General features: G+C 65.5%; 30 protein-coding genes and 1 pseudogene. 21 read left to right on the top strand and 10 right to left on the bottom strand.

What is annotated here, in order from left to right; genetic code table 11:
* The first annotated feature begins 4 nt into the window (after positions 1-4).
* The 3 genes and pseudogenes from AC3ITW_RS13740 to AC3ITW_RS13730 all read left to right on the top strand — a co-directional run bounded on the left by AC3ITW_RS13740 (position 5) and on the right by AC3ITW_RS13730 (position 1911).
* Entirely contained in the window at positions 5-541 is a 537-nt protein-coding gene (locus tag AC3ITW_RS13740; RefSeq protein ID WP_223276932.1) for a DUF4189 domain-containing protein, read from the top strand.
* 44 nt (positions 542-585) lie between these two features.
* Positions 586-1356: pseudogene (locus AC3ITW_RS13735) on the top strand (type IV secretion system protein); the annotation flags it as partial.
* Between the two features lie 267 nt (positions 1357-1623).
* Entirely contained in the window at positions 1624-1911 is a 288-nt protein-coding gene (locus AC3ITW_RS13730; RefSeq protein WP_229298220.1) for a DUF4189 domain-containing protein, read from the top strand.
* 67 nt (positions 1912-1978) lie between these two features.
* Here AC3ITW_RS13730 and AC3ITW_RS13725 read toward each other — a convergent pair whose 3' ends face one another.
* Complete coding sequence (locus AC3ITW_RS13725) at positions 1979-2269, bottom strand: hypothetical protein (RefSeq protein WP_154354767.1); 291 nt, start codon at positions 2267-2269, stop codon at positions 1979-1981.
* Between the two features lie 268 nt (positions 2270-2537).
* Here AC3ITW_RS13725 and AC3ITW_RS13720 point away from each other — a divergent pair, with 268 nt between their 5' ends.
* The 3 genes from AC3ITW_RS13720 (at position 2538) to AC3ITW_RS13710 (ending at position 5508) form a co-directional block, all read left to right on the top strand.
* Positions 2538-3074 (top strand): hypothetical protein, encoded by a 537-nt coding sequence (locus AC3ITW_RS13720; RefSeq protein WP_032129521.1) that lies wholly within the window; start codon positions 2538-2540, stop codon positions 3072-3074.
* Positions 3075-3131: 57 nt separating this feature from the next.
* The gene (locus AC3ITW_RS13715) at positions 3132-4136 is read left to right on the top strand and encodes an XVIPCD domain-containing protein (RefSeq protein ID WP_100468864.1); all 1005 of its coding nucleotides are present in this window, start codon (positions 3132-3134) and stop codon (positions 4134-4136) included.
* A 97-nt stretch (positions 4137-4233) separates the two neighbouring features.
* Positions 4234-5508 (top strand): hypothetical protein, encoded by a 1275-nt coding sequence (locus AC3ITW_RS13710; protein ID WP_489389639.1) that lies wholly within the window; start codon positions 4234-4236, stop codon positions 5506-5508.
* A 54-nt stretch (positions 5509-5562) separates the two neighbouring features.
* Here the strand turns inward: AC3ITW_RS13710 and AC3ITW_RS13705 are convergent, their stop codons facing one another.
* Genes AC3ITW_RS13705 through AC3ITW_RS13695 form a run of 3 tightly spaced genes read right to left on the bottom strand, consistent with a single transcriptional unit; the run spans position 5563 to position 7931 of the window.
* On the bottom strand, positions 5563-6891 hold the full coding sequence (locus tag AC3ITW_RS13705; RefSeq protein WP_012511431.1) for an XVIPCD domain-containing protein: 1329 nt from the start codon (positions 6889-6891) through the stop codon (positions 5563-5565).
* Positions 6888-7541, bottom strand: a complete 654-nt coding sequence (locus AC3ITW_RS13700) for a hypothetical protein (protein ID WP_006374290.1) — start codon at positions 7539-7541, stop codon at positions 6888-6890. Before AC3ITW_RS13700 ends, AC3ITW_RS13705 begins: the two co-directional genes overlap by 4 nt.
* 39 nt (positions 7542-7580) lie before the next feature.
* Positions 7581-7931 carry a hypothetical protein gene (locus AC3ITW_RS13695; RefSeq protein WP_006374288.1) on the bottom strand — a complete coding sequence of 117 codons (351 nt, stop codon included), beginning with the start codon at positions 7929-7931 and terminating at the stop codon, positions 7581-7583.
* Positions 7932-8209: 278 nt separating this feature from the next.
* Between AC3ITW_RS13695 and AC3ITW_RS13690 the strand changes: the two genes are divergently transcribed.
* Positions 8210-8716: a GNAT family N-acetyltransferase gene (locus AC3ITW_RS13690; protein WP_012511430.1), complete on the top strand. Its 507-nt coding sequence runs from the start codon at positions 8210-8212 to the stop codon at positions 8714-8716.
* An 18-nt stretch (positions 8717-8734) separates the two neighbouring features.
* Here the strand turns inward: AC3ITW_RS13690 and AC3ITW_RS13685 are convergent, their stop codons facing one another.
* The 3 genes from AC3ITW_RS13685 to AC3ITW_RS13675 form a co-directional block, all read right to left on the bottom strand.
* On the bottom strand, positions 8735-8941 hold the full coding sequence (locus AC3ITW_RS13685; RefSeq protein ID WP_005410107.1) for a hypothetical protein: 207 nt from the start codon (positions 8939-8941) through the stop codon (positions 8735-8737).
* A 58-nt stretch (positions 8942-8999) separates the two neighbouring features.
* Complete coding sequence (locus tag AC3ITW_RS13680; RefSeq protein WP_006374231.1) at positions 9000-9437, bottom strand: acetyltransferase; 438 nt, start codon at positions 9435-9437, stop codon at positions 9000-9002.
* Between the two features lie 68 nt (positions 9438-9505).
* On the bottom strand, positions 9506-10273 hold the full coding sequence (locus AC3ITW_RS13675; RefSeq protein WP_012511429.1) for an NAD(P)H-dependent oxidoreductase: 768 nt from the start codon (positions 10271-10273) through the stop codon (positions 9506-9508).
* Positions 10274-10350: 77 nt separating this feature from the next.
* Here AC3ITW_RS13675 and AC3ITW_RS13670 point away from each other — a divergent pair, with 77 nt between their 5' ends.
* The 5 genes from AC3ITW_RS13670 to AC3ITW_RS13650 all read left to right on the top strand — a co-directional run bounded on the left by AC3ITW_RS13670 (position 10351) and on the right by AC3ITW_RS13650 (position 14313).
* Entirely contained in the window at positions 10351-10710 is a 360-nt protein-coding gene (locus AC3ITW_RS13670) for a winged helix-turn-helix transcriptional regulator (RefSeq protein ID WP_006374229.1), read from the top strand.
* Between the two features lie 75 nt (positions 10711-10785).
* Entirely contained in the window at positions 10786-11310 is a 525-nt protein-coding gene (tadA, locus tag AC3ITW_RS13665) for a tRNA adenosine(34) deaminase TadA (protein WP_032971011.1), read from the top strand.
* Positions 11311-11384: 74 nt separating this feature from the next.
* Complete coding sequence (orn, locus tag AC3ITW_RS13660) at positions 11385-11957, top strand: oligoribonuclease (protein WP_012511426.1); 573 nt, start codon at positions 11385-11387, stop codon at positions 11955-11957.
* A 159-nt stretch (positions 11958-12116) separates the two neighbouring features.
* Positions 12117-12989 (top strand): EcsC family protein, encoded by an 873-nt coding sequence (locus AC3ITW_RS13655; protein WP_032971007.1) that lies wholly within the window; start codon positions 12117-12119, stop codon positions 12987-12989.
* Positions 12990-13197: 208 nt separating this feature from the next.
* A complete protein-coding gene (locus AC3ITW_RS13650; RefSeq protein ID WP_012511424.1) occupies positions 13198-14313 on the top strand; it encodes an alkene reductase in 1116 nt (371 codons plus the stop codon).
* Positions 14314-14400: 87 nt separating this feature from the next.
* On the opposite strand, the gene AC3ITW_RS13645 is transcribed toward AC3ITW_RS13650, so the two are convergent.
* Positions 14401-15294, bottom strand: a complete 894-nt coding sequence (locus AC3ITW_RS13645; protein WP_006374142.1) for a mechanosensitive ion channel family protein — start codon at positions 15292-15294, stop codon at positions 14401-14403.
* 136 nt (positions 15295-15430) lie between these two features.
* Positions 15431-17809: a phosphoenolpyruvate synthase gene (ppsA, locus tag AC3ITW_RS13640; protein WP_065724520.1), complete on the bottom strand. Its 2379-nt coding sequence runs from the start codon at positions 17807-17809 to the stop codon at positions 15431-15433.
* A gap of 144 nt (positions 17810-17953) precedes the next feature.
* Between ppsA and ppsR the strand changes: the two genes are divergently transcribed.
* The 3 genes from ppsR (at position 17954) to AC3ITW_RS13625 (ending at position 19983) form a co-directional block, all read left to right on the top strand.
* Positions 17954-18775 (top strand): posphoenolpyruvate synthetase regulatory kinase/phosphorylase PpsR, encoded by an 822-nt coding sequence (ppsR, locus tag AC3ITW_RS13635; RefSeq protein WP_012511422.1) that lies wholly within the window; start codon positions 17954-17956, stop codon positions 18773-18775.
* Positions 18776-18944: 169 nt separating this feature from the next.
* The gene (locus tag AC3ITW_RS13630) at positions 18945-19454 is read left to right on the top strand and encodes a DUF1249 domain-containing protein (RefSeq protein ID WP_006374079.1); all 510 of its coding nucleotides are present in this window, start codon (positions 18945-18947) and stop codon (positions 19452-19454) included.
* A 40-nt stretch (positions 19455-19494) separates the two neighbouring features.
* Positions 19495-19983, top strand: coding sequence for an NUDIX hydrolase (locus AC3ITW_RS13625; RefSeq protein ID WP_012511421.1), 489 nt, complete (start codon positions 19495-19497; stop codon positions 19981-19983).
* A gap of 75 nt (positions 19984-20058) precedes the next feature.
* On the opposite strand, the gene AC3ITW_RS13620 is transcribed toward AC3ITW_RS13625, so the two are convergent.
* Positions 20059-20709: a class I SAM-dependent methyltransferase gene (locus AC3ITW_RS13620; RefSeq protein ID WP_012511420.1), complete on the bottom strand. Its 651-nt coding sequence runs from the start codon at positions 20707-20709 to the stop codon at positions 20059-20061.
* Between the two features lie 344 nt (positions 20710-21053).
* On the opposite strand from AC3ITW_RS13620, the gene AC3ITW_RS13615 reads away from it, so the two are divergent.
* From AC3ITW_RS13615 to AC3ITW_RS13590, 6 genes are all read left to right on the top strand, one after another.
* Positions 21054-21668 (top strand): CDP-alcohol phosphatidyltransferase family protein, encoded by a 615-nt coding sequence (locus tag AC3ITW_RS13615; protein ID WP_012511419.1) that lies wholly within the window; start codon positions 21054-21056, stop codon positions 21666-21668.
* Positions 21669-21690: 22 nt separating this feature from the next.
* Entirely contained in the window at positions 21691-22767 is a 1077-nt protein-coding gene (gene phaE, locus AC3ITW_RS13610; RefSeq protein WP_100468859.1) for a class III poly(R)-hydroxyalkanoic acid synthase subunit PhaE, read from the top strand.
* Positions 22764-23831, top strand: coding sequence for a class III poly(R)-hydroxyalkanoic acid synthase subunit PhaC (phaC, locus tag AC3ITW_RS13605; RefSeq protein WP_100468858.1), 1068 nt, complete (start codon positions 22764-22766; stop codon positions 23829-23831). The genes phaE and phaC overlap by 4 nt, the downstream gene beginning before the upstream one ends.
* 57 nt (positions 23832-23888) lie before the next feature.
* Positions 23889-24260 carry a YfeK family protein gene (locus AC3ITW_RS13600; protein WP_100468857.1) on the top strand — a complete coding sequence of 124 codons (372 nt, stop codon included), beginning with the start codon at positions 23889-23891 and terminating at the stop codon, positions 24258-24260.
* A gap of 65 nt (positions 24261-24325) precedes the next feature.
* Positions 24326-24529: a PspC domain-containing protein gene (locus tag AC3ITW_RS13595; protein WP_006374017.1), complete on the top strand. Its 204-nt coding sequence runs from the start codon at positions 24326-24328 to the stop codon at positions 24527-24529.
* On the top strand, positions 24526-24978 hold the full coding sequence (locus AC3ITW_RS13590) for a hypothetical protein (protein ID WP_100468856.1): 453 nt from the start codon (positions 24526-24528) through the stop codon (positions 24976-24978). Before AC3ITW_RS13595 ends, AC3ITW_RS13590 begins: the two co-directional genes overlap by 4 nt.
* Positions 24979-25004 lie beyond the last annotated feature (26 nt).

Below are 25004 nucleotides of genomic sequence, written 5' to 3'. Positions count from 1 at the left end.
GGAAATGAAGTCAATTCGTGTCTATTCAGGTGTAGTACTCCTGCTGGGTGTGGGAATCATTGCCTGCCAATTGCCACAGACGGCCAATGCAGAAGGTAGGTGTCCTCCTGGTCAGTATCCAATTGGCGGTCAGGGAGTCGGCGGCTGTGCTCCCATCCCAGGTGGTACCACTGGAGCAGGCCAAGCGTCGCCTGTTGCGACAGGGCGTTGGATCAAGACTTGGGGGGCCATCGCTTTAGCGAAGGGGGGCGATGTCGGCGTGGCTCTCGGTAAGCGAAAGAAGAGGGATGCGGCTTCGGAGTCCCTTGCTAATTGCGCACAGCGGGGGGCTACGGATTGCAGGGTGGTATTGGAGTTCAATAATCAATGTGCAGCATTCGTATCCCCCAGTGATGCAAGATTTGGTGGCTCCACGTTTGCGCGTGCGGCATCTGTTGATGCTGCGAGTAAGATGGCTGTGGATGCGTGCTTAAAACAGGGGAGCGATGGCTGTAAAGTGATTTATTCTGGATGCACCGAGCCTGAGTTTGAGAGCTTCTGAGGTTGCGCTTATGAGTTTCTGGCTGAAAACGTAGAAATGCCTGATTAGCCGGAAAAGACCAGGCACCGGAAGAGCAGATCGACAAGAGTCTGGCTTGGATGCAGGTGGCGCTGTCCAGCATTGATGGCATCAAGATTCTGAATGACCCTGGATTGCAGGAAGACAAGACCCGGGCCATGTGGTTCATCGGCCTCGGCACCGGCGGTCCAGCGGTGACTGCGGGTTCAATGCTTCTGCTCTACGAAGTAGCAATGGCGTTGTTCATCGGATTCGGGCCGTTGTTCATTCTTTGCCTTCTGTTCGACCAGACCAAGCAGTTGTTCCAGCGATGGCTGTTCTACGGCATCGGAACCATGTTCTCGATGGCGGTGCTGGCGGCAATGGTGTCGATCGCACTGGACATGGTAATTCGCGTGTCCGCCTCGTTCTGGGTGACGGCGCTGGTGAACAAGTTCCCGCTGATGGGCGCGTCCAGCGACGGCATGACCAGTCAGGCGATGCAGTAGGGCGGCATGGGATTGATCCTGACGACCCTGATTCTGACTGCGCCCCCAATGGCGGCCATGTTCTTCCAGGGCACCTTGGGTAGCTTCATGGCATATTCGCAGATAGGTGGCAGCCCTGTTGCGCAGGCGCCGGCTCCGAGTGGGCAGCCGCCGGGTAGCTACTACTCGCCGGATAAGCCGGAGAAGGGGCGTACTGCAGACGCCGGTGACTACAGTAATCAGTCAACAAGCCGCATGACATTGCCGCAGTCGGATGCAACAAGGATTGCGGAAACTGGCCAGCGAGCTGCTCATCCTGGTAGACAGTGATTTCAGGCGTATTGGAGAGTTAACGTGAAGCGCATTGTGATCTCCCTCTTTTGGATTTGCTCTGCTTTGTTCTTGCTTGTGACAGCAGATGTCCAAGCGGAGGGGCGCTGCCCGCCCGGACAGTATCCGATTGGCGGACAGGGGGTTGGTGGATGTGCGCCAATACCGGGCTCCAATGGAGGCGCTGCGGGGTCCAGTGGTCCGGTCGCGACAGGCCGCTGGATCAAAACCTGGGGAGCTATTGCAACCGCAGTAAGCACGGGCGATATGGGGGCATCAGTCGGAAGGCGTTCAAAGCAGGAAGCTGTGTCCGAGGCGCTTTCCCGTTGCGCGACCCATGGCGCTAGAGATTGCAAAGTCGGAACTCCCTACAAGAACCAGTGCGTTGCATATGCTGATCCCGAGAGGGGGAGTAAGGGGCGCGTCTCCTATTCGGTTGCAGGCTCCAAGGAGGAGGCTACAAATCGAGTTTTGTCCCATTGCGCGGACATCGGTGGTGGGCAGTGCAAAGTTCTATATACAGATTGTTCTGAGCCGATCTTTGAGTCGTTCTAGTCTCATGATTGCCGTGACATCCCGCCGAGATCGAGTGGCGCGACGGTCCTAGTGGGCAAATGTTCTTTTATTGCGCTGTGGAGAAGTGTTGCAAGGCTATCGAATCGTTACAGGCTGCAGCCGCGACTCGATGATGGTCCTGGTAACCAACATGGCGCGGGCAGCGTTGATTGTGGCCGTTGCCACCAGCATGGGCATGTTCGGGCGCGATAAGCAGCGCACGCTTTCCGCGCAACCTCAGGCCGGCGGGGCTGCGGGAGGCGATGCATCCCCGGCGCCATCCACCGCGGATCTGTTTTTCGGATAAGCCACCATTCACGTTAACTGCGCTTTTTCTGTGATCAAGTGCGCTTTTCATCCCAAGCTCCCTTCGACGAGCCCCGCCTCCTCGAAGTAAGCTGCGTGCGCGTCAAAATCCCGACGCACCGGTGCCATCGAACGCAGGAGCTTTTCCGTCCATGAGGACTCTGACGACCCACGATGCGGATGTTGATTGCGACCATCGCAGACGCCGCAGGGCCGGGGCTATCATCCGCCATGGTGGACACCGGAGCCTGCAGCGCAGCGCATGGTTTCCCGGTCGTCGCGCGGGTACTGGAAAGTCAGGATTGAAGGAGTCGCAGGGGATGCAGAAGGGGAGTGGCGTACACATGGACAATGCCTTGGCGTTCGTTCCGTCCGGCGCGAACCTGCTGGAGGCGGTACGCGGCGATCTCACCGGCAACGGGATCGACGACCAGTTGCTGGTGATCGATCAACCGGCACCCGACGGCTTGGTGCCCGGCGAGCACGGTCCTAACCGGGTGTTGTTGCTGCTGCTGGGTGACGCCGCGGGCCGATGGCAGTTGGCCGCGCGCAACGACAAGCTGGTGCCGTGCTCCACCCGTGGGGGCATTGCCGGCGACCCCTTCGCGTACGTGACCATCGAGGATGGCGCGTTCAGTGTGATCACCAACGGCGGGAGCCGTGAGCGCTGGAGCAGCATCTACACGTTCCGCTACGTTCCGGCCGACGAGGCCTGTTGGGTGCATGGCGTGCAGCGCAGGGTGGTCGACACCGAGACCGAGGCCAGTCATACACGCGATTTCTCGGCGGCCGAACTTGGTCGGGTGCGGTTCGAGGATTTCGATCCGTCCGTTGTCGCCGACGTGAGCTTGCCCTGAGTGCCATGCGTGTGAGGAGGCGGGAGTACCCAACGATGATCGAGCAGGAGTTTCACCGTGTCGCAGGATAGAGAGTCGCAGTTGCTGCGGCAGGCCACGGAGGCCGGCATCACCTCGTCCCGGGAACTGGCCAACTTCATGGCGCAGGCCGGGCACGAGTCCCGTGGCCTGAGCCGGCTCAATGAAAGTTTCAACTTCACCCGGGGTATCTCGCAGATCCCGGTGGAAGCGGCGTGGCGCAATGGCAATGGCGCGCTTGAGGACGCCCGCCAGGACGCGTTGCGCGGCCGTCCGGAGAATCTGGCCGAGCTGATGTACGGCGGGCGCATGGGCAATGATGCGCCCGGCGACGCATTGAAGTATCACGGCCGCGGCTATCTGCCGCTGGTCGGCAAGGAAAACTATGAGCGTGCCGGCAAGGCGCTGGATCTGGATCTGGTGAATCAGCCGGAACTGGCCGCGCAGCCCGAGCACGCAGGCCGTATTGCGGTGTGGCAGTGGCAGACGCGGGTACCGGAGGCGGCGCGCGAGGATGTGCGCGAAGCGACGCGCGCGATCAATGGTGGCCTGAACGGCATCGAGGCCCGCCAGCAGCGATTCGATGCGTGGCAGCAGAAGCTGACGCCTGATGTGATGGCGCGGCTGGAGCGGGGCGAAGTCGGTGCGCCGGCGCAGAGTGTTGCCCGAGACATGTCGCAGACCGGTGAGCCCGGCAACGCGTTGTTCGAGGATGCGCGCCGGCACCTGCAGCAGATGGGACCACAGAATGGACTGCGCAGTGCACAGGAGCTCGACAATACCGCTGGCGCATTGGCGCTGGGGGCGCAGAAGGCCGGCCTGTCGCGTATCGATCATCTGCTGGCGGGCAACGACGGGCGCACGCTGTTTGCGGTGCAGGGCGCGCTGGGAGATCCGGCGATGCTGCGTGCGTCCGTTGACCGGGAGCAGGCCGCCCAGCAGCCGCTGGCGCAGAGCAGCCAGCAGTTGGCTGCCAGTGTCGCCCAGCAGGACCCGGCGGCCGCGCTCGCCCGCGAGCAGGAGCAGCGTTCTCGATCCCTGTAACACCTGATGCCGGCGGGCAGGGGACCCGCCGGCGCTTTACGTACGACGCGTGGCGCCCTGTGGCGCCGACATGGAAACCCACTCGGAAGGACACCACATGCGAATCGTTCCCTCGAATGCCCGGCACGTCGCTGCCCGCTGCGATGCATTCGCGCGCCGCCTGCCGCCGCTCTGGCTGCTGTCACTTGGACTTGCCGCAGCGTCGGCACAGGCTCAGGCTCAGGAGACAGCGGCGCCCGTCGTGGAGGCGCCCATCGCCGCCGAGGCGATCGTTGACGCGCCTGCAGGGATGGCACCTGTTGCAGCGCCCATGGCCACCGAAGCCGTTGTCGCGGCGCCGGCTCCCGATGTACCGGCTGCCGTGACACCTCCTGCGACACCAGTGGTGGACGCGCAGCCGGCGCCGGCTGCAGACCCGACGCCTGTGCCCGTTGCACCCGCAGCGGCGGCGCCTGTCGCTGCACCGCCTGCTGTCGTCGAGCCAGCCGTCCCGGCGGTAGCTCCCGCGCCGCCCGCCTTGGTCATCGCGCCGTTGCCGCCCGAGCAGGCGACCGAGCGTGCGCTTGGTGCCCGCTGCCCGGTGGATCTGGCTGGGCGGCTGGCGGCCCAGGGCGAGCTGCTGATCGGCGCCTGCCAGGGCACGATGCCGGCGCATCTGGCCGCGCTGCTGGTCGCGCTGCCCCAGCAGGACGTCCACCTGCCGCGCAGCTGGCGCGAGCGTGAGGTGCAACAGAAGGTTTGGTTCAAGGCGGTGCCGGGCTACGGCCAGCGCCCGGACTTCATCGCGCGGATGGGCGACATCTGGGTGCGTTCGCTGGAAGGACGCGACGCCGACAGCACGTTCTACCTGGTGTCGGCACCGTTCACCTGCAGCGACAGGGTCGCCAACCGCGATGAGTACGGCGCGGAGCCGGTACGTGTGCCAGCGGGTGACTGCCGCGAGGCCTATGTGGCCCAGCGTGTGTACCAGGTTCGCGGGGACGCCGCGCCGAGGGATGTGACCGCCGATGCCATGCCGGCCATGCCCCAACTGACGGAGGCCGATCGTGCGCGGCAGCTGTCGCGCGACGGCCGGATCAGCCTGGACCACAGCAAGTTGCAGTACGGCCCGGCCATGCGCTGGTTCGTGCAGTACCCGGAGACGGCGCAGAAGGTCGGTCCGCGTGCCTACAGTGACTGGAACCGCGAGCACCTGGCCTTCGTGGTCTGGACTGGGGATCGCTTCGAGCTGCGTGAGAAGGTCGCGCGGGCGCAGTGGCCCTGTGATCCGGTAGCACCGGGCGATCGCGCCTGTGGTGGCTTCCCGGATTCCGGGCCGGATCTGTTCGTGACCGCCGGTGCGTCCGCGCCGGTCGCGGCCTCCAGCCCCTGAGGCAGAGGGCCGAAGTGACGCGGGAGCCGGAATGACCGGCTCCCGCGCTGTTCATCAGGCCTGCATGCTGCGGGTCTGGTTCTGCTGTTGTTCCAGTTGCTGATCGCGGTCCTGTGCCAGACGCTGTCCCGCGGCTTGCTGATCAATGCGCTGGCTGCTCTGCTCCAGCGGGGTGTTCATTGCCACGGCGGTGTCCACCGATACGCGCAGATGCGCCGGGTCGCCGCCCTGGCCCTGCACCGCGAAGCTGCGCGAGGCGTCGGCATTCATCACCACCTCGTCGATGCGCTTGCCGCCTGCAGCGTGCATCTCCGCCGCCAGGCTACCGGCCAACTGCGTACTCATCACATCCGGCACGCGGCCGACGCGAACGTCCTGCGCATGCACGCCACGGATCGCGTCGTTGAACAGCGGGTTGCCAAGATGAGTGGCATCGTCCATGCGCAGCATGCTGGTGTGATGGCCGTTCTTCTCCGCCTCGCGACGCGCCGGCTCACCGGGTTGCAGCGGGCCACGGATGTGGTCGTACAGATCGACGGCACCGCCCGGAATGCCACGTGCCGCACGGGTAACGCCGCGGCGCAGCGATTCGACGTCGTCGCGGTACTCCTCGATCATCTTGGCGTTGTCTTTCGCCAGCTTCTGCGTTTCCGGGTGCTTCAGCACCGAGCCTTCGTTGAGGAAGTTGCCCAGTTTGTGCGCGCCGAATGAGCTGGTGGCCGCGATGATCGGACGGTCTGGAATCAGATCACGCAGGGCGTGATTGCTGAAGCCATTTGCCGCGAGCGTCTTGATCTCATCGGGCTTGGCGTAGATGCGGACCTGGCCGAAGTGCGGCGAGGCGGCGCTGACCGGATCGGAAGCCATGACGTGGTTGATCATGGTGTTGCCGCCTTCCGGAATGCGGTAGCTGAGGCTGACCGCGCCGTAGGCGTTGAAGGTCTCGCCCTTGACGTTGAAGTGGTGCGAGGTGATCTGGGCCAGGGCGCCGCCGAGGGAATGGCCGGTGACGGTGACCTCAGGTGGACGTTGTCCGAGATCCTGGCCTTCCTTCTTGGCGTAGGCGAGGGCACGCTGGGTCAATGCAATGGCGTCCGGGGCCTGCACATTGGTGCGGGCGACAACCATGCCACCGTCGGTGAGGACTGCATCACGAGCGATCTGCTCGGTGCCGCGATGTGCAACGACGATTTCATTGGTATCGACCCGTTGATAGATCGTTCCCTGATAGCCGTTCAGTCGATTGTCGACATGCTCGAGAATCCTGTACTTGTGCCCGTTGATCGGGACGATCTCATCCTGGCCAGGTGCACGACGACCGACCGCGTAATCCTTGTATGCATCTTCGGATAGCGCAGCATAGTCTTGGCTGTTGAAGCTCATTGGCGGACCTCATCGGCTTCAAGCGAAGCGGAGAACAGCGCATTCTGCAGTTCAGGGCGGAACTTGGTCGGGTCTTCCTGGCCGCTTGCGCCGTAGTCAGGAATTTCGTTCACGCGCGGATAGTCCGCACGAGGATAGTGGCGGGTCTCGGTCTCGCCTTTGACGAAGGGGGACGCCTCAATGAATGACAGGAAGCGTGTCTCACCCTCGGCACCAGTGGCCTTCAGCATCGCGCCGGCACCGCTGAATTCCCACTTGCAGACGCCACGGCCGTAGTAGTCCTCATCCAGCATCCGGTCGAGGTACACGGTGCCGCGGTACTCGCCGTCGGCGACCTTGCGCAGCTCCACCGGCTCCTGGCTGGTGATGCGTGCGGCGGTACCGGTGGCCGGTTCGATGTGCCCGCACTGGTCTTCGTTGGTCACGTCGTACTGCGCGACACCTTCGACCACCGCGAAGTCGCCGGGGGCGTCCTTAAGGCGCAGCACAAGCTCATAGGCCTTGCGTGGGCTGGGGTTGAGCTTGGCGAGGCCACGCCCACCCTGGGCGACATCGGCTTCAGCAGCGGCACGTTCCTGGTTCATGGCGGTCTCCGGATTGCAGGCGGTCAACAGAAGCAGAGCAAGGCACGGGATGAATTTACGGCGCAATGTCGGCCTCCAGTAATGAAAGGGGGGAAGAACGGTCGGTCATGGCGAGACGTTCCGTGCGGGTTGGGTCACGAGGGGCGCATCGGAGAACTCTTCTCGATGCGAGGGCAGCGAGCGACCGTCGTGGTGTCTGGACAGAGCCTGCCACGCATTGCCCAGCGCATTGCCGAGCCAATGGCGGAATCCGCCGTGGTAGTAGCGCTCATCCAGCAGGCTTGCCAGGTACAGGGTGCCGTAGTCCGTGCCCAGCAACCTCAGGCGAATCCCCGCTGGCAGGTAGCGGGCGTCATCCGCAGGAGGCGTGACGACCGGTGAGTCCTGCGCACCTGCATGCGCCACGCATGCCGCAGGAGCGACCAGGCAGAGGTAGAGCAGGGGGTAGAAGATCATTCGCAAAGTGCGTCCTGCAGGCAGTTGCAAAGGGATGGGCGTTCCATGCGTGCCTCCTTCCGTGGTGACAGTCGATGCCATTATGGGCCGGAGAAACGCTGTGATTCCATCGTTTCCACGGTCAGAGTGGCAGAAAATTGACGCCAGCCACGATGGGTATCCTAATCCGTGACCCATTTTGCGTATTAACATGCGGCTGACAAAAGTGAATCCGGTGTTCCGTCGCGGCTCAGGCCATCGATGGGACCCGGGTGTCCAGTAACTGCGAAGAGCTACCCATGAACATCCAGATCCGCACCGAAACCACGGCCGACCACGCCGCCATCCATGCACTCACCGAGGCCGCCTTCCGCCAAGCCCCGCACAGCAGCCACACCGAGCAGTTCATCGTCGATGCGCTGCGTTCGCGTGGGGAGCTGAGTATTTCGCTGGTCGCCGAAGCACAAGGCGAGGTGGTCGGCCACATTGCCCTGTCGCCGGTGACGGTCAGCGATGGCAGCACCGGCTGGTTCGGCCTGGGCCCGATTTCGGTGCTGCCCGCATGGCAGGGGCAGGGCATTGGCGCGGCCCTGATGCACGCGGCTCTGGAAGCCTTGCGTCAGCAGGGCGCGTACGGCTGCGTGTTGCTGGGTGAGCCGGCCTATTACGGGCGCTTCGGGTTCCGTGCCGAGCCGGGCCTGGTGCTGCCGGGCGTGCCGGCGGAGTACTTCCAGGCGCTTTGCCTGCAGCCTCCGCTGGCTCAGGGCGAGGTGCAGTACTCACCGGCCTTCGAGGCGACAGCCTGAGCCACGGCGGGCGCCCGTTCAGGGCGCGCGCCAGACGGTCGGTTCGGGTTGCGGCTTCGGAATGCGGTAGCCGCCGATATGCTCGAGAAGTTCATTGGTGCGGCGCTGCTCGACCAGTACCTCACGCAGCAGGTTGCGCACGGCGAAGATGGCGAACGGCACCAGGATCCAGACCAGGCTGATTCCCAGTGCAAACAGGGTCAACAGGGCTTTTGCACCATCCATGGACGGCATTCCTTGATCGAAAGCAGCCACGCTAGCACGCAGCTGCTGCCGACGGATGTCAGGCCTTGTGCCGAAGATGGATCAGCGGATACGGGCGGCCCTGCGAATCCAGCGGCGAACGACCGGTTTCGGCAAAGCCCATGCGCAGGTAGAAGCCCACGGCCTGCGCGTTCTGTGCGTTGACGTCGGTGCTCAGCTGCGGGTGCAGGGCCAGTGCATGCTGCAACAGCTGCCGACCGATACCGGTGCCGCGCACGTCCGGATCGATGAACAGCGCTTCCATGTGGGTGCCGTCGATCAGCATGAATCCCTGCGGCTGGTCCTGTGCATCGACGGCGACGGTCATCGGCGCCTGCGGCAGGAAAGCGGCCACTTCGGCATCGATGGCCTGGCGGTCTTCGGTACTGAGGAAGTCGTGGGTGGCGTCGACGGCGCGACGCCAGAGGTCGACGAGGGCGGCGCCATCGTCGGCGCGCGAGCAGCGCAGGGTGGTCATGGGTTCACCAAGGTGCTTCGGATGAGCGCGCATTATGAAGCCTTCCGGCTGCAGGTGCGGGCGCGGACTCATCCATCGTTGCGGTGGCGGATGAAGGGGCTGTGGGTCGTTGCCTCGGCGCGCAGCACCACGCCATCCTCGAAGTCCTCGCTGTCGTTGAAGGGCACAAGGGGCCACTGCCTCCACCGAGCAAGCCGTTCCAGGTAGTTGCGCGTAGCCATGGCGAGCGCCTCGTCGTGGGCCTGCATACGCTCCGCTGGAAGCCCGGAACGCACGCCATGCACCACATGCGGTTCCATCACCTCGAAGCCGACGTAGCGCAGGCTGTACATCAATGGCCACAGCAGCAACCGGGTGTCACCCTCGCGGCCATCAAGCGCGCACGCCCGTGCCGATGAGCCGGTAGTGACGCTCAGCAGCGCACGCTTGCCGCGCATCACGCCGTGTTCGTGGCGCTGCCGGCTGTTGTACATCGGTCCGTAAACCAGCACGCGGTCCAGCCAGCCCTTGAGGATGGCCGGTGCCGCGAACCACCACAGCGGGAACTGCAGGATCACCAGGTCCGCGGCCCGCAGCAGTTGCAGGTGACGTTGCACATCGGCGGGCAACTGGTCGTGTTCGGCGCTGTAGCGTTGTTCGCGCTGGGCATCGAAGCGCTCGGGCTGCAGGCGCCGTGGATGGTGCCAGGCGGCTTCCAGCGGATCGAAGCCTGCTGCATACAGGTCGACCATGTCCACCTGCAGATGGTCGTGCCGCAGCTGCTCGGCGGCCTGCATGGCCAGGTGGGCATTGAAGGAACGGGGTTCGGGATGGGCCAGCAGGATCAGGGCGCGCATGAGGGAGGGCGTATTGGAATGTGCGACCATCCTCGCGATGCTGGCATGCCCCGGCAATTACGCACCTTGAGGTAACCATGGCTCATCCTGGCGATGTCTATGCCGCCGACTGCTCGGCGCGCGATGCGCTGGCACTGATCTCCGGCAAGTGGGTGATGCTGCTGCTGCCGGCGTTGGCCGAAGGCCCGCAACGCAATGGTGCGCTGCTGCGGAAGATCGAAGGCATCTCGCAGAAGGTGCTGACCCAGACCCTGCGGCAGCTGGAGCGCAACGGCCTGATCGAGCGCTGCGATCTGGGCAGCAAGCCACTGCACGTGGAGTACCGGTTGACCACGATCGCACGCACTCTGGTCGACACGCTTGCGGCCCTGGACCGTTGGGCCGAGCATAATTTTCCGGCCCTGGACGCGGCCCGCGAGCGCTTCGACGCGCGTTAGCGGCGCCTGCACGGCTGCGGGCGTACAATGCGGCCCCGGCGGCCATCCTGGCCCTGCAGAAACGCGAGAACCGCCATGACCGACGCCCTGGGTGTGCCGGTGCACGACACCGACGAACACTGGATGCGCCACGCGCTGGCGCTGGCCGAGCGCGCACAACGCGAGTTCGACGAGATCCCGGTGGGTGCGGTGCTGGTCAGTGCCGACGGCCAGCTGCTGGGTGAGGGCTGGAACCTCAACATTGCTTCGCACGACCCCAGTGCGCATGCCGAAATCGTGGCCATGCGTTCAGGTGGAAAACTGCTCGCCAACCATCGCCTGCTCGGCAGCACCCTGTATGTGACCCTGGAGCCGTGCGCAATGTGCGCGATGGCGATCGTGCACGCGCGCGTTGCACGACTGGTCTACGGGGCCAGCGATCCCAAGACCGGGGCCTGCGGCAGTGTGTTCGACCTGCTCGGCGATGGTCGCCACAACCACCGGGTGGAGATCCACGGTGGGGTGCTGGCCAAGGAAGCGAGCATGCGCCTGACCAACTATTTCCGCGCTAAGCGCGGCAAGCCTCCGCTGCTGCTGGAAGACCACGCCGGCGAGGGCTGAGGGGCTAAAGGGTATGATGGGCGCCTCTTTCCATCACCGGTAGGCCGCGCGCCTGCCCAGCAACGAGGCGACACATGGCGGACAACGGCGCGGCCAACGAACGACTGATCTGGATCGACCTGGAAATGACCGGGTTGGATACCGACAACGATTCGATCATCGAGATCGCCACCGTGGTCACCGACGCCCAGCTTAACGTGCTGGCTGAAGGTCCAGAATTCGCCATCCACCATCCGCTGGAAACGCTGGAAGCGATGGACGAGTGGAACCGCAACCAGCACCGCCGCTCGGGCCTGTGGCAGCGTGTGGTGGACAGCACGGTGACCCTTGCCCAGGCTGAGGCGCAGACGGTGAATTTCCTGGCGCAGTGGATTCCGGCCGGCCTGTCGCCGATGTGCGGCAACTCGATCTGCCAGGATCGCCGCTTCCTGCACCGCCAGATGCCGCGCCTGGAGAAGTACTTCCACTACCGCAACCTGGACGTGTCCACGGTGAAGGAACTGGCCAAGCGCTGGGCGCCGACCGTGGCCGCCGGCGTCGGCAAGAACAGCAACCACACCGCGCTGAGCGATGTGCACGATTCGATTGCCGAGCTGCGTCACTATCGCCAGTTCATGGGCGCGCTGTCGGGGTTGCCCACGGCCTGAACAACGACGCCGGGCATGGCCCGGCGCTACCGGATGACTCGCGAACTGGTAGTGCCGGCCGCTGGCCGGCAATTCAGCGGCCTTCGTGGCGTGTATCAGGTTGCCGGCCAGCGGCCGGCACTACCCTCCGTTCAACTCCCTGGCGCTAAGATCGGCGCCATGAACGAGCCCATCCTGCTCCCCCGCGACATTGCTCACGACGCCCGCGACTGGTCTGACCTGCAGCGGGCGGTGACCCTGCTGGAAGCGCCGACCCTGACCGCGCGCATGGCCAATCTGGTCGGTACGCCGCTGGAGTTCGCGGTGAAGGCGCTGCCCAGCTCGGTCTCCAACCGCATCCACGGCGCGGTGCAGGCGGCGCTGACCAAGTCGGCGCAGGCCGCGCTGTGGAGCATGGACAACACCCCCGGCAAGGGCGCATCCACCCGTTGGCACAAGCTGGCCGCAGCGACCTCCGGTGCGGTTGGCGGCGCTTTTGGTTTTGCTGCGCTGTTCATCGAGTTGCCGGTGTCGACCACCATCATGATGCGCGCCGTGGCCGACGTGGCTCGCAGCGAAGGCTTCGACCTGTCCGAGTTCAGTACCCGCCAGGCCTGCCTGGAGGTGTTCGCGCTGGGTGGCAACTCGCCGCGCGATGACGCCAGCGAGACTGGCTATTACCTGGCCCGGGGCTTCACCACCGATGTGATGCGCCATCTGTCGGCTGAGCTGGCCGGGCGCGTGGTGACCGGCCGTGACCTCACCCTGGGCGTGGCACCGAAGGAAGCCGGCAAGCTGCTGGCGAAGATGGTGGAGAAGGTGGCCGCGCGCTTCGGCGTGGTGGTCACCGAGAAATTCGCCGCACAGGCGGTGCCAATCGTGGGTGCCGCTGCCGGTGCGACGCTCAACACGATGTTCACCGATTACTACCAGGACATGGCGCGCGGCCACTTCATTGTGCGCCGGCTGGAGCGCAAGTACGGCGAAGGCGTAGTGCGCACCTGCTATGACCGCGTGGCGCACGGCGGGGCGTTGATCGAGCCCACGTTGTAACCCGCTTCGGGGTCAGAGCCCTTTGCGTTGCAAAGGGATCCGACCTCGGTTGCGCGCGGGGTCGGATCCCGTTCCGCAGGAAGGGGCTCTGACCCTTGGCCACGCCACCCTTGCCTGCCAGGCACAACTGTTTTGCCACGATCCGCCTGTTGCACTGCGGCATCCATCCCCATCCTTGCGGTCAGTCCCCCCTCAAGAGATCGCCGCCATGTTGTTCACTCCCCACCGTCTGGGCCTGTTGGCCCTGCCCAACCGTATCGTGATGCCGCCGATGACCCGCTCGCGTGCCGCCGACGGCAACGTTGCCACTGCGGAAATGGCCGCCTACTACGCGCAGCGCGCCAGTGCCGGCCTGATCGTCAGCGAAGGTACCCAGATCAGCCCGCAGGGCCAGGGCTATGCCTGGACGCCGGGCATCCACAGCCCGGAACAGGTGCAGGGCTGGCGCCAGGTGACCGACGCCGTGCACGCGGCAGGCGGTCGCATCTACGCCCAGCTGTGGCATGTGGGTCGGGTCTCGCACGTGGCGCTGCAACCCGGCGGTGCAGCACCGGTGTCGTCGTCGGCGCTGCTGGCCGAAGGCGTGAAGGTGTTCGTCGATCCAACCGGCGCAGGCCCGGAAGCGGGCGTGGGCGAGATGATCCAGCACTCGATGCCGCGCGCGCTGGCCGAGGCCGAGATTCCGGGCATCATCGCCGACTACGCGCAGGCCACCCGCAACGCGCTGGCGGCGGGTTTTGATGGCGTCGAGCTGCACGGTGCCAATGGCTATCTGATCAACCAGTTCATCGATTCGCAGGCCAACCAGCGCACCGACGGCTACGGAGGCGCGCTGCAGAACCGGCTGCGCTTCCTGCGTGAAGTAGTGGAGGCGGTGGTGGCGGTGGCCGGTGGTGAGCGCGTTGGCGTGCGCCTGGCGCCGCTGACCACCCTGCAGGGCGCGGTGGACGACACGCCGCAGGCCACCTATCTCGCTGCGGCACACCTGCTGGGCGGGCTGGGCGTGGGCTACCTGCACATCGCCGAGGCCGACTGGGACGACGCACCGCTGATGCCGGTGGCGTTCAAGCAGGCACTGCGCATGGTCTACCCGGGCACCCTGATCTACGCCGGCAAGTACACCGCCGAACGCGCGGAGCAGGCACTGGCCGAAGGCTGGGCCGACCTGATCGGCTTCGGCCGCCCGTTCATTGCCAACCCGGATCTGCCGGAGCGCCTGCGTCTGGGTGCGGAGCTGAATCCGCCGGATCGCGCGACGTTCTTTGGCGGTGGCGCGGTCGGGTTTACCGATTACCCGGTGCTGGAAGAAAGCGTTGCCGCCTGATCCCGGAGGTTGCCGGCCAGCGGCCGGCACTACCAGGGTGCGCGGGGCAGGGTAGTGCCGGCCGCTGGCCGGCATTTCTGTTTGGGATCAGGGCTTGTCGCGCACCAGCGCGTCGGCCTCGACCACGCCGCCATCCTTGCCATGCAGGTACAGGTGCATGTCCTGCTGCGGATACGGAATGTTGATCCCGGCCCTGTCGAAGCCCAGCTTGAGCTGCTCCAGCAGCGTGACCTTGGTGCCGAACCAGTCGGCGGACTTCACGTAGCAGCGGATGCCGAGGTTGATCGCGTGCGCACCCAGCTCATACACCACCACATCCGGTGCCGGTGTCTGTAGCACGCGCGGGTCGGCCTTCATCAGCGCCAGCGCGGTGTCGCGCGCCAGCTGGATGTTGTCTTCGTAGCCGATGCCCACCACCAGTTCGACACGGCGGGTCGGTTCGGCGGTCAGGTTGATGATCGGCGCAGCGGTGATCAACGTGTTTGGAATGGTGGTGTGCTGGTTGTCGGCACCAGTGATGACGGTCTGGAAGATACGCACCTCGCGAACCGTGCCGGTCTGCCCGGCCACCGTCACCACATCACCGACACGGAACGGACGCAGTGTCACCAGCATCACGCCCGAGGCGATGTTGGACAGCGAGTCCTTCAGCGCCAGGCCCACCGCCAGGCCGGCGGTGCCGAGCACGGCCAGCAGCGGGGTGATCTGCACGCCCAGCGTACCAATGGCCAATACCACAACGATCACCAGCGACGTGGCATAGACCACGTTGCGCAGGAAGCTGCCCAGCATTGGGTCCACGCCCATGCGCGCGGTGGCGCGTGGCATCGCATTGGACAGGCGTCGTGCCACCCACATGCCGACCAGCAGCACCACGATCGCGGCCAGCAACGGCACGCCGTAGGTCTCCAGCAGGCGTTCCCAATCGAGTGAGTGGAACCAGGGCGTTGCGGCGGGGGCGGGTGGGGCAGTAGCGAGCATGCGGGCTCCTTTGCGGCGGGGGAGGTGGCGCGCGCGGACGCCAGAAACAACAAGCCCCGCAGAGGCGGGGCTTGCATGCAGCTGAAGTATGGGCCGGCGCCGATGAAAGCGACGTCAGCCCTCAGCAATCACGGTCTCAGCCGTTGGCCTTCAGCTTGGCCAGGCGCAGCCAGGTATCGACCACGGTGTCCGGGTTCAGCGACACCGACTCGATGCCTTCCTGCATCAGCCACTCGGCCAGATCCGGGTGATCGGACGGGCCCTGGCCGCAGATGCCAACGTACTTGCCCTTGGCACGTGCTGCCTTGATCGCCATCGACAGCAGCTTCTTCACCGCCGGGTTACGTTCATCGAACAGGTGCGCGACGATCGACGAGTCACGGTCCAGGCCCAGGCTGAGCTGGGTCAGGTCGTTGGAGCCGATCGAGAAGCCGTCGAAGATCTCCAGGAACTCATCGGCGAGCAGTGCGTTGGACGGCACTTCGCACATCATGATGATCTTCAGGCCGTTCTCGCCCTGCTTCAGGCCGTTCTGTTCCAGCACCTCGATGACCTTGCGGCCTTCTTCCAGGGTGCGCACGAACGGAATCATGACCCACAGGTTGTCCAGGCCCATTTCGTTGCGCACGCGCAGCACGGCCTTGCACTCCAGCGCGAAGGCGGCCGAGAAGCTCGGGTCGACGTAACGGCTGGCGCCGCGGAAGCCGATCATCGGGTTCTCTTCGTGCGGCTCGTAGTTGCTGCCGCCGATCAGGTTGGCGTACTCGTTGGACTTGAAGTCCGACAGGCGCACGATCACGGCGTTCGGTGCGACCGAGGCGGTGAGGGTGGCGATGCCTTCGGCCAGGCGGTCCACGTAGAAGCCGACCGGATCGGAATAGCCGGCGATCTTCTCGTCGATCTTCTTCTTCGTCGCCGCATCCTGACGGTCGTATTCCAGCAGGGCGTTCGGGTGGATGCCGATGTGGCTGGCGATGATCATTTCCAGGCGGGCCAGGCCGATGCCGGCGTTCGGCAGCTGGCCGAAGTCGAAGGCACGTTCCGGGTTGGCCACGTTCATCATGATCTTCAACGGTGCCGGCGGCATGTTGCCCAGATCGGTGGTGGTGCGCTCGAAGCCCAGCTTGCCTTCGTAGATGAAACCGGTATCGCCTTCAGCGCAGCTGACGGTGACCAGCTGGCCATCTTCGATGACCTTGGTGGCGTTGCCCGAACCGACCACGGCCGGCACGCCCAGCTCGCGCGCGATGATCGCGGCGTGGCAGGTACGGCCACCGCGATTGGTGACGATGGCCGATGCACGCTTCATCACCGGCTCCCAATCGGGGTCGGTCATGTCGGCGATCAGCACGTCGCCCGGCTGCACGCGGTTCATGTCTTCCAGCGTCTTCACCACGCGGGCCACGCCGGCGCCGATCTTGGCACCCACGGCACGGCCCTCGGCCAGCACGTTGCCGCCCTTTTCGGTCAGCGCGAAGCGCTCGATCTGGGTGGCATGGCTGCGCGACTTCACCGTTTCCGGGCGCGCCTGGACGATGAACAGCTTGCCGCTGACACCGTCCTTGGCCCACTCGATGTCCATCGGGCGGCCGTAGTGCTTTTCGATGACCAGCGCCTGCTTGGACAGTTCCTGCACGTCCTCGTCGCTGATCGAGAAGGTGGTGCGCAGTTCGGCCGGGGTGTCCTCGATCCTGACGCGCTCACCGGGGACATCCGAATACACCATGCGGATCGCCTTGCTGCCGAGCGAGCGGCGCAGGATCGCCGGCTTGCCGGCCTGCAGGGTGGGCTTGTAGACGTAGTACTCGTCCGGGTTGACCGCGCCCTGCACGACCATTTCGCCGAGGCCGAACGAGGAGGTGACGAACACCACGTCGCGGAAGCCGGACTCGGTGTCCAGGGTGAACAGCACGCCGGAGGAACCGACGCCGGAACGCACCATCAGCTGCACGCCGGCGGACAGGAACACGTCTTCATGCTTGAAGCCGTGGTGCACGCGGTAGGCGATGGCACGGTCGTTGTACAGCGAGGCGAACACTTCCTTGACCTTGTGCACGACGTCGTCGGCACCGGTGACGTTGAGGAAGGTTTCCTGCTGGCCGGCGAAGGAGGCATCGGGCAGATCCTCGGCGGTGGCCGACGAACGCACGGCCACGGCCACGTCGCCGCCGCCGTTGTCGGCGCTCAGCTTGGCGTAGGCGGTACGGATGTCCTGGTCCAGCTGCGGCTGCAGCGGCGCGTCGATCACCCAGCTGCGGATCTCCTTGCCGGCGGCGGTCAGCGCGTTGACGTCTTCGACGTCCAGCGTGGCCAGCTTGTCGAAGATGCGCTTGGACAGGTCGTTGTGCGCGATGAAGTCCTTGAAGGCTTCAGACGTGGTCGCATAACCTCCAGGAACGGAGACGCCCAGACCGGCCAGATTGCCGATCATCTCGCCCAGCGAGGAATTCTTGCCGCCTACGCGGGCCAGGTCGGCCAGACGCAGTTCGTGCAACCACAGGATGTTCTCGTTCAAGCGCGATGCTCCGTTTGGCCATCGCCCGAGGCGGGCTGAGTGGCCGCGTCCGTAGGAAGAAGCCGATATGATGCCGGGCAGACCGCTGTCGGCACAAGCTTGTGTTGGCGGCCCTTTTAGGCTTCGTAGGGGGTAAAAGCGCGCATGTCGACCATCCGTCCGGTGTTCTACGTTTCCGATGGAACCGGTATCACCGCTGAAACCATTGGGCATAGCCTGCTGACCCAGTTCTCCGGGTTCAGCTTCATTACCGACCGGATGTCGTTTGTAGACGACCCCGAAAAAGCCCGGGAAGCCTGTTCCCGGATCCAGGCGGCGGGGGAGCGTTACCAGGTCAGGCCGATCGTGGTGAACTCCTGCGTGGACCAGAGCCTGAGCCTGATCCTGGCCGAGAGCGGGGCCCTGATGCTCGATGTGTTCGCGCCGTTCATCGAGCCGCTGGAGCGTGAACTGTCCAGCTCGCGGGTGAACCGGGTGGGGCAGGCCCATGGCATGGTCGACTTCGACACCTACCACCGCCGCATCAACGCGATGAACTTCGCGCTGACCCATGACGACGGCATCGCGGTGAATTACGACGACGCCGACGTGATCCTGGTGGCGGTGTCGCGGGCCGGCAAGACGCCCACCTGCATCTACCTGGCCCTGCATTACGGGGTGCGTGCGGCCAATTACCCGCTGACCGACGAGGATCTGGAAAGCGACCGCCTGCCGCCGCGCCTGCGCAACTACCGGCGCAAGCTGTTCGGCCTGACCATCGACCCGGACCGCCTGCAGCAGATCCGCCAGGAGCGCCGCCCGAATTCGCGCTATGCCAACCTGGATACCTGCAAGCGCGAGGTGGCCGCGGCCGAGGTGATGTTCCAGATGGAGCGCATCCCGACCCTGAGCACCACCCATACCTCGATCGAGGAGATCTCCAGCAAGGTGCTGGCCACGCTGGGGTTGCAGCGCGAGCTGTATTGATCCGCGCGCCACGACCAACGGTCGTGGCCTACCTGCGTGGTCGGGGCCTACCTCCGTGGCGGGCATCGCCCCTCCTCCGCGGTGGGTATCGACCGTTGGTCGATACCGAGCCCCTTTGGTCGGGGCGATCCCGCCCCCACGTTGAAGCACCAACGTGTAGGATCGACCCATGGCCCGAGCCTTGCCCCGCACCGAACGCATTCCCCGCCTGAGCCGGCTCAGCTGGCTCATGGGCCTGTACGCGGAAAACTACCGGCACCTGGTGCGCCTGTTCGAACCGGCCGGGCTGGTGGCGGGCAGCTACATTTCCTCGATCGGCGACGGCCTGGATGTTCGCCTGGACGTGATCGAGTGCCACCGCTACACGGTGGAGCTGCGCCTGACCTACGACCTGGCCGATCCGGTCACCGGCGAGCCGGATCCCTCGGCCTATGTACGCCTGTACCGTGATGCGCGCCAGGCCGAGACCACCCACTGCTATGTCGGCCGCCGCTGGCAGGACACGATGGGCCTGTACCCGCCGCCGGCAGAGCTGATCAGCCACCGCATGCGGATGAACACCTTCCTCGGCAAGTGGCTGGAATACCTGGCCGAACGTGGCCACGGCGTCGCCACCCTGCGCCGCGATCCCGACGGCGCCAGCACGCCCGCCGAGCGCCGCCTGTCGCTGGTGCGCTGATCGGCCATAATCCACGGCTGACCTGCCGCTGGATGCTGTCATGCCGTATACCCCGATCGTCGCCACCCTGGGCTACGTGCTGTCGCCGGATCGTCGCCAGGTGCTGATGATCCATCGCAACACCCGTCCCGGTGACCACCACCTGGGCAAGTACAACGGCCTGGGCGGCAAGATCGAACCGACCGAAGACGTGGCCGCTGGCATGCGCCGCGAGATCGCCGAGGAAGCCGGGATCGACTGCATGGACATGCGCCTGCGCGGCACCATCAGCTGGCCGGGTTTCGGCAAGCATGGCGAGGACTGGCTGGGCTTCGTGTTCGTCATCGACAGCTTCGAAGGCACCCCGCACGGCGGCAACCACGAGGGCACCCTGGAATGGGTGGATGTGGACAAGCTCGACCAGCTGCCGATGTGGGAGGGTGACCGCAACTTCCTGCCGCTGGTGTTCGACGCCGACCCGCGCCCGTTCCACGGCGTGATGCCGTACAAGGACGGCCGCATGGTGAGCTGGGCGTACAGCCGGCTGTGAGGCGGCTCGCCGGGCATGGCCCGGCGCTACCCGAAGCGTTCGGAGCCGGCAGCGCCGGGCCATGCCCGGCGGGCATTACCGCCGTTGCGCCAGCAGCAGGTGGAAGTGCTTCTCGCGAACCTGCCCGTCATTGCCGGTCGCGGATTCCCGGTGGCTGCGCCAGGCCGAAACGCTGAAGCCGGAAACGCGCAGGGCCAGTTCCACCGCGTCCAGCTCATGCAGCTGGAAGTCGCTGGCAAATGGCAGGCTACGCATGAAGGCCGCGTCACCGAAGGCCAGGCACAGCCGGCCACCCCGGCGCAGCACCCGCGCCAACTCGTCGAGCACCGGCGCCAGGTGCGGCCAGAAGTACAGGGTATTGACCGCCAGCGCGGCGTCCATCGAGGCGTCGGCGACCGGCAGGGCATGGGCGTCGCCATGGCGCATCGCGGCACGCTCAGCCAGTCCGGCACTGGCCAGCCGCTGGTTGCCGGCCTCGACCATGGCCGTGGACAGCTCGATGCCCAGATAGTGGCTGCCGGAGGCCTGCAGCAGCTGCGGCGCGAATGCGGCGTTGCCCGGGCCGATCTCCAGGATCCGTTCACCAGCGGAGGCGGCCAGCAGCCCGATCGCGGCCTGGTTGAGTGCGCCGTTGCTGCGGTTCATCGCGTCGGCCACCTCCAGCGCAGCCTCGCCATGGGGCTGCCGCAGCTGTGCGGCCAGGGTAGGAGCATCCAGCATCATCATCGTCCGTTGCAGAGTTTCGGACGTGGCGGCGGCGGGTCCGCCGGTGACCATAGCGCCGACCCTGCGGCTTGGGAAGTAGGGAAACCCCGCTTCGGGGTGATGAGGAAATGTCCAGCGTCGCAGTCGGTGAGATCTGGTTGTCCACAGGGGGTGTGGATTACGCGTGGGCAACTTTGTGGATAAGCGCCGACAGGCGCCACCCCCCTAGGCTGTCAAGATGGGTGGCGAAAAATTCACCGCCGGTGAGGGCAGGTGAGGGAGCGGTGAAGGATGGCCACTGCCGCCGCTGTCGCCAGCAGCGGTGCTCGCGGTAACCTGTGGCCCTTGATGCTCCGTGAGACTCCATGAAACGTCACTTCTCGATGCTGCGCGAATTCCAGCTGGCCGACTGGTTCACCCTGGCCAATGCTTTCTGCGGCACCGGTGCGGTCTTCGCCGCGATGCGCTTCCTGCAGGACGGCGAGCGCGGCTATCTGCTGTTCGGCATGGCGCTGATCCCGCTGGCCTTCATCTTCGATGCCCTCGACGGGCACATCGCGCGCTGGCGCAAGTCCAGCTCCACCCTGGGACGTGAGCTGGACTCGCTGTCCGATGTGATCTCCTTCGGTGTGGCGCCGGCGGCGCTGGCCTATGCCTGCGGTATGCAGGGCGGCTGGGACTGGCTGGTGCTGAGCTACTTCGTCTGCTGCGGTGTCAGCCGCCTGGCCCGCTATAACGTCACCGCCGAGGCACTGGCCGGCGACGAGGGCAAGGTCAAGTATTTCGAGGGCACGCCGATCCCGACCAGCCTGCTGCTGGTGATCGTGTTGGCCATCGCCGCCGGCACCGGCGCCATCGGCCAGGACATCTGGTTCGGCCAGTGGCAGATCGGGCCGTGGCAGCTGCACCCGATGGTGCTGCTGTTCGCCCTGTCCGGGTCGCTGATGATCAGCAAGACCCTGCGCATCCCCAAGCCATGAGCCAGCCCTGCGGAGGCCTGCGATGACCAGCTCGGCCCACGACCCCGGCAGCAGCGATTTCGAGACCCTGGCCCGGCAGTACTTCGGCGCCTGGGGCGATGCCCTGCGTCATGCGTCCACCCCGGGTGCACCGGCCGGTGACGACCCCGGCAGCTGGCGGCGCCTGTTCGACTGGTGGGGCCAGCTGTTGCCAGAGCAGGGACAGGGCGCGCCGGAAGATGCCGTGCGCCGGTTCCGCGAACAGGCCGGCAGCTGGTACGGCACCATGCAGGAAGTGGCTGCGCGCTTCGCCGGCCGCGATGCCAGCAGCGCCGACGTGGCCCAGGCCTGGCGCGAGGCGGTGCAGGGGCAGGGCGATGGCATGCTGCAGTGGATGCTGCAGGGCGCCCGGGGCAGTACCCACGCAGGTGCCGCGGTGCCCGAATTTGCGGCGTGGCTGCAGCAGTTCCAGTTGCAGGCCGGCCCGTGGCTGCAGAGCCCGGCGTTCGGCCCCGGCCGCGAGCACCAGGCGCGCTGGCAGTCCCTGCTGCGTGCGCAGGAGGAATACCAGCAGCATTCACGCGCCTACGTCGATCAGATCAAGCAGGCACTGGACGAGGCCTTTGCGCTGTTCGAGCAGCGCCTGGCCGAGCACGAGCAGCCGGGCAGCCAGCTGACCAGCGCCCGCGCGATGTTCGACCTGTGGATCGAAGTGGCCGAGGAGGCCTACGCCAAGGTCGCCATGTCCGAACCGTTCCAGCAGGTGTACGCCTCGCTGGGCAACGCACAGATGCGCCTGCGCGCCGGCCTGCAGCGCGAGGTGGAACAGATGAGTGAACGTATCGGCCTGCCGACCCGGAGCGAGATGGACGCCGCACACCGCCGCATCGCCGAGCTGGAGCGCAGCCTGCGCCGCCTGCAGGCACAGGTGACGGTGCTGGCCGGTACCGCCGAGGTGGATCCGGTGGCGCAACCGGCGCCGGCGAAGGTGAAGCCGGCCGCGCGCAAGGCCGCGAAGAAGGCGGCGCCCGCAAAGAAGGCGTCTGCGAAAAAATCGTCCGCGAAGAAGGCTGCACCAAAGGCAGCGCCCCGTACTTCCACGCGGGCGCGTGACCGATGAAAGGACCGCTGGGCTTCAACGCCGATGACCTGATGCAGGAAACCCTGGCCATGCAGCGCAAGCTGATGGAAGGGCTGAAGCTGCTGCCGCAGGTCGAAGATGTTGATTACGGCGTGACCGCCCGCGAGGAGGTCTGGCGCGATGGCAAGGTGGTGCTGTACCGCTTCGTCGGTGAGCAGGCGCCGACCCGGCGCACGCCGCTGCTGATCGTCTACGCGTTGGTCAATCGGCCGTACATGGTTGACCTGCAGGCCGACCGTTCGCTGGTGCAGAAGCTGCTGGCGCTGGGCCAGGACGTGTACGTCCTGGACTGGGGCTACCCGGACCGTTCCGAACGCTTCCAGACCCTGGAGGACTACCTGCTGCGCTACATCGATGGCGCGGTGGATGCGCTGCGCGCGCGCAGCGGTGGTCCGGTGGACATGCTGGGCATCTGCCAGGGAGGCGTGTTCGCACTCTGCTACGCCGCGCTGCGCCGGCAGAAGCTGGGCAAGCTGATCACCATGGTCACCCCGGTCGATTTCCACACCGCCGACAACATGCTTTCGCATTGGGCGCAGCAGGTGGACGTAGACCTGCTGGTGGATACGCTGGGCAACATCCCGGCTGATCTGATGAATGCCAGTTACCTGATGCTCAAGCCGTTCCGCCTGAACGTGCAGAAGTACGTGGGCCTGCTCGACATCCTCGATGACAAGGCCGCGCTGGAGGATTTCCTGCGCATGGAGAAGTGGATCTTCGATTCGCCGGACCTGGCGGGTGAGGCGTTCCGCGACTTCATCAAGCAGTTCTACCAGGGCAACGGGCTGATGAACGGCACGGTGCGGATCGGCGAAGAGGCGGTGGATCTGTCGAAGGTGACCCTGCCGGTACTGAACATCTACGCCGAGCAGGACCATCTGGTGCCGCCGGACGCCTCGCGCGCGATGCGTGGCCGGCTGGGCACGGATGACTACACCGAGTCCAGTTTCCGCGGCGGGCACATCGGTATCTATGTTTCCGGGCGTGCACAACGCGAAGTGCCGGCGACGATCGATGGCTGGTTGAAAGCGCGCGACGCGTAAAGCCGGTTTCTTTTTTTTTGTAGAGTCGAGCCATGCTCGACTGCATGGAGGGTGATGATGTCGCAAAGGATTTCGATGCTGCTTGCTACGCTGCTGCTGGCTGCACCTGTTGCCCACGCTGCCCCCAGCCCGCAGGCGCAACGGGAGATCGCGCAGCTGATCTCCAGCCTGGACGGTTCGCAGTGCCGTTTCCAGCGCAATGGCAGCTGGCACGACGGCAACGATGCGCGCGCGCACCTTCAGCGCAAGTACGACTACCTGCTGAAGAAGGACATGGTGGACAGCGCCGAGCAGTTCATCGAGCGCGCCGCCAGCCAGAGCAGCATGAGCGGCAAGCCCTACCGTATCCAGTGTCCGGGGCAGCCTGAACAGACCGCGGCAGCCTGGTTCGGCGCACGCCTGCAGGCCCTGCGCCACCGCACGCCGTAGACATAGGGGCGGTGTAGAGTCGAGCCATGCTCGACTGCTTTTTCCCGTAGCCCAGGAGAACCGCCATGAACACCACGCCGCGCACGCTGTCGCGTTCATTGAACGACCGCATGATTGCCGGCGTGATGGGCGGCATCGCCCACCGCTTCGGCTGGAACCCCACGCTGGTGCGGATCGTGTTCGTGCTGGTCTCGATCGGCTCGGCGGCCTTCCCCGGCATCCTGGTCTACCTGATCCTGTGGCTGCTGATTCCCAACGAGGCCGATTGAAGACTCCCGTAACGCCCTGGCCGGTCTGGCTGCGCGCGCTGCAGGTGCTGGGCGCGGTGTGGACGTCCCCCAATTCCCTGCTCGGCGTGATCGGCGGCCTGGCCGGCATGCTTGGCGGGGCGACGCTGCGTTGGAGCAGCCGTGACTGTGCGCTGGTGTTCGATCGCTGGCCGTGGGGACCAGGCGGCGCGATCACCCTGGGCAACGTGATCCTGCATACCGGCCATGACCTGGGCATCTCCTGCCGCACCTATGCACATCAGGCCGGATGGGGCGTGGAGCCGCTGATCCGGCTGGATGACCACGAACGCGCGCACGTCTACCAGTACATGGTGCTGGGGCCGCTGTACCTGCCGGTGTACCTGCTGTGCGGCGGGGTGAGTGCGCGTAACCCGTTCGAGCGTGCGGCCGATCATTTCGCCCGGTTCGGGCGTGGCTGGTGGCCGTAGTTTCCAGCCAACGGCGCAGCCCCTCG

This window comes from Stenotrophomonas sp. KH_052, assembly GCF_057838755.1.
The sequence above is the reverse complement of the archived record's forward strand: the minus strand, read 5'-3'. Positions and strand labels throughout refer to the sequence as shown.

What these genes read in the sequence shown, in the direction of transcription:
- AC3ITW_RS13740 (WP_223276932.1), top strand. Translation starts at nt 5, where the DNA reads ATGAAGTCAATTCGTGTCTATTCAGGTGTAGTACTCCTGCTGGGTGTG.
- AC3ITW_RS13730 (WP_229298220.1), top strand. Translation starts at nt 1,624, where the DNA reads ATGGGGGCATCAGTCGGAAGGCGTTCAAAGCAGGAAGCTGTGTCCGAG.
- AC3ITW_RS13725 (WP_154354767.1), bottom strand. Translation starts at nt 2,269, where the DNA reads ATGAAAAGCGCACTTGATCACAGAAAAAGCGCAGTTAACGTGAATGGT.
- AC3ITW_RS13720 (WP_032129521.1), top strand. Translation starts at nt 2,538, where the DNA reads ATGCAGAAGGGGAGTGGCGTACACATGGACAATGCCTTGGCGTTCGTT.
- AC3ITW_RS13710 (WP_489389639.1), top strand. Translation starts at nt 4,234, where the DNA reads ATGCGAATCGTTCCCTCGAATGCCCGGCACGTCGCTGCCCGCTGCGAT.
- AC3ITW_RS13705 (WP_012511431.1), bottom strand. Translation starts at nt 6,891, where the DNA reads ATGAGCTTCAACAGCCAAGACTATGCTGCGCTATCCGAAGATGCATAC.
- AC3ITW_RS13695 (WP_006374288.1), bottom strand. Translation starts at nt 7,931, where the DNA reads ATGATCTTCTACCCCCTGCTCTACCTCTGCCTGGTCGCTCCTGCGGCA.
- AC3ITW_RS13690 (WP_012511430.1), top strand. Translation starts at nt 8,210, where the DNA reads ATGAACATCCAGATCCGCACCGAAACCACGGCCGACCACGCCGCCATC.
- AC3ITW_RS13685 (WP_005410107.1), bottom strand. Translation starts at nt 8,941, where the DNA reads ATGGATGGTGCAAAAGCCCTGTTGACCCTGTTTGCACTGGGAATCAGC.
- AC3ITW_RS13680 (WP_006374231.1), bottom strand. Translation starts at nt 9,437, where the DNA reads ATGACCACCCTGCGCTGCTCGCGCGCCGACGATGGCGCCGCCCTCGTC.
- AC3ITW_RS13675 (WP_012511429.1), bottom strand. Translation starts at nt 10,273, where the DNA reads ATGCGCGCCCTGATCCTGCTGGCCCATCCCGAACCCCGTTCCTTCAAT.
- AC3ITW_RS13670 (WP_006374229.1), top strand. Translation starts at nt 10,351, where the DNA reads ATGGCTCATCCTGGCGATGTCTATGCCGCCGACTGCTCGGCGCGCGAT.
- tadA (WP_032971011.1), top strand. Translation starts at nt 10,786, where the DNA reads ATGACCGACGCCCTGGGTGTGCCGGTGCACGACACCGACGAACACTGG.
- orn (WP_012511426.1), top strand. Translation starts at nt 11,385, where the DNA reads ATGGCGGACAACGGCGCGGCCAACGAACGACTGATCTGGATCGACCTG.
- AC3ITW_RS13655 (WP_032971007.1), top strand. Translation starts at nt 12,117, where the DNA reads ATGAACGAGCCCATCCTGCTCCCCCGCGACATTGCTCACGACGCCCGC.
- AC3ITW_RS13650 (WP_012511424.1), top strand. Translation starts at nt 13,198, where the DNA reads ATGTTGTTCACTCCCCACCGTCTGGGCCTGTTGGCCCTGCCCAACCGT.
- AC3ITW_RS13645 (WP_006374142.1), bottom strand. Translation starts at nt 15,294, where the DNA reads ATGCTCGCTACTGCCCCACCCGCCCCCGCCGCAACGCCCTGGTTCCAC.
- ppsR (WP_012511422.1), top strand. Translation starts at nt 17,954, where the DNA reads ATGTCGACCATCCGTCCGGTGTTCTACGTTTCCGATGGAACCGGTATC.
- AC3ITW_RS13630 (WP_006374079.1), top strand. Translation starts at nt 18,945, where the DNA reads ATGGCCCGAGCCTTGCCCCGCACCGAACGCATTCCCCGCCTGAGCCGG.
- AC3ITW_RS13625 (WP_012511421.1), top strand. Translation starts at nt 19,495, where the DNA reads ATGCCGTATACCCCGATCGTCGCCACCCTGGGCTACGTGCTGTCGCCG.
- AC3ITW_RS13620 (WP_012511420.1), bottom strand. Translation starts at nt 20,709, where the DNA reads ATGATGATGCTGGATGCTCCTACCCTGGCCGCACAGCTGCGGCAGCCC.
- AC3ITW_RS13615 (WP_012511419.1), top strand. Translation starts at nt 21,054, where the DNA reads ATGAAACGTCACTTCTCGATGCTGCGCGAATTCCAGCTGGCCGACTGG.
- phaE (WP_100468859.1), top strand. Translation starts at nt 21,691, where the DNA reads ATGACCAGCTCGGCCCACGACCCCGGCAGCAGCGATTTCGAGACCCTG.
- phaC (WP_100468858.1), top strand. Translation starts at nt 22,764, where the DNA reads ATGAAAGGACCGCTGGGCTTCAACGCCGATGACCTGATGCAGGAAACC.
- AC3ITW_RS13600 (WP_100468857.1), top strand. Translation starts at nt 23,889, where the DNA reads ATGTCGCAAAGGATTTCGATGCTGCTTGCTACGCTGCTGCTGGCTGCA.
- AC3ITW_RS13595 (WP_006374017.1), top strand. Translation starts at nt 24,326, where the DNA reads ATGAACACCACGCCGCGCACGCTGTCGCGTTCATTGAACGACCGCATG.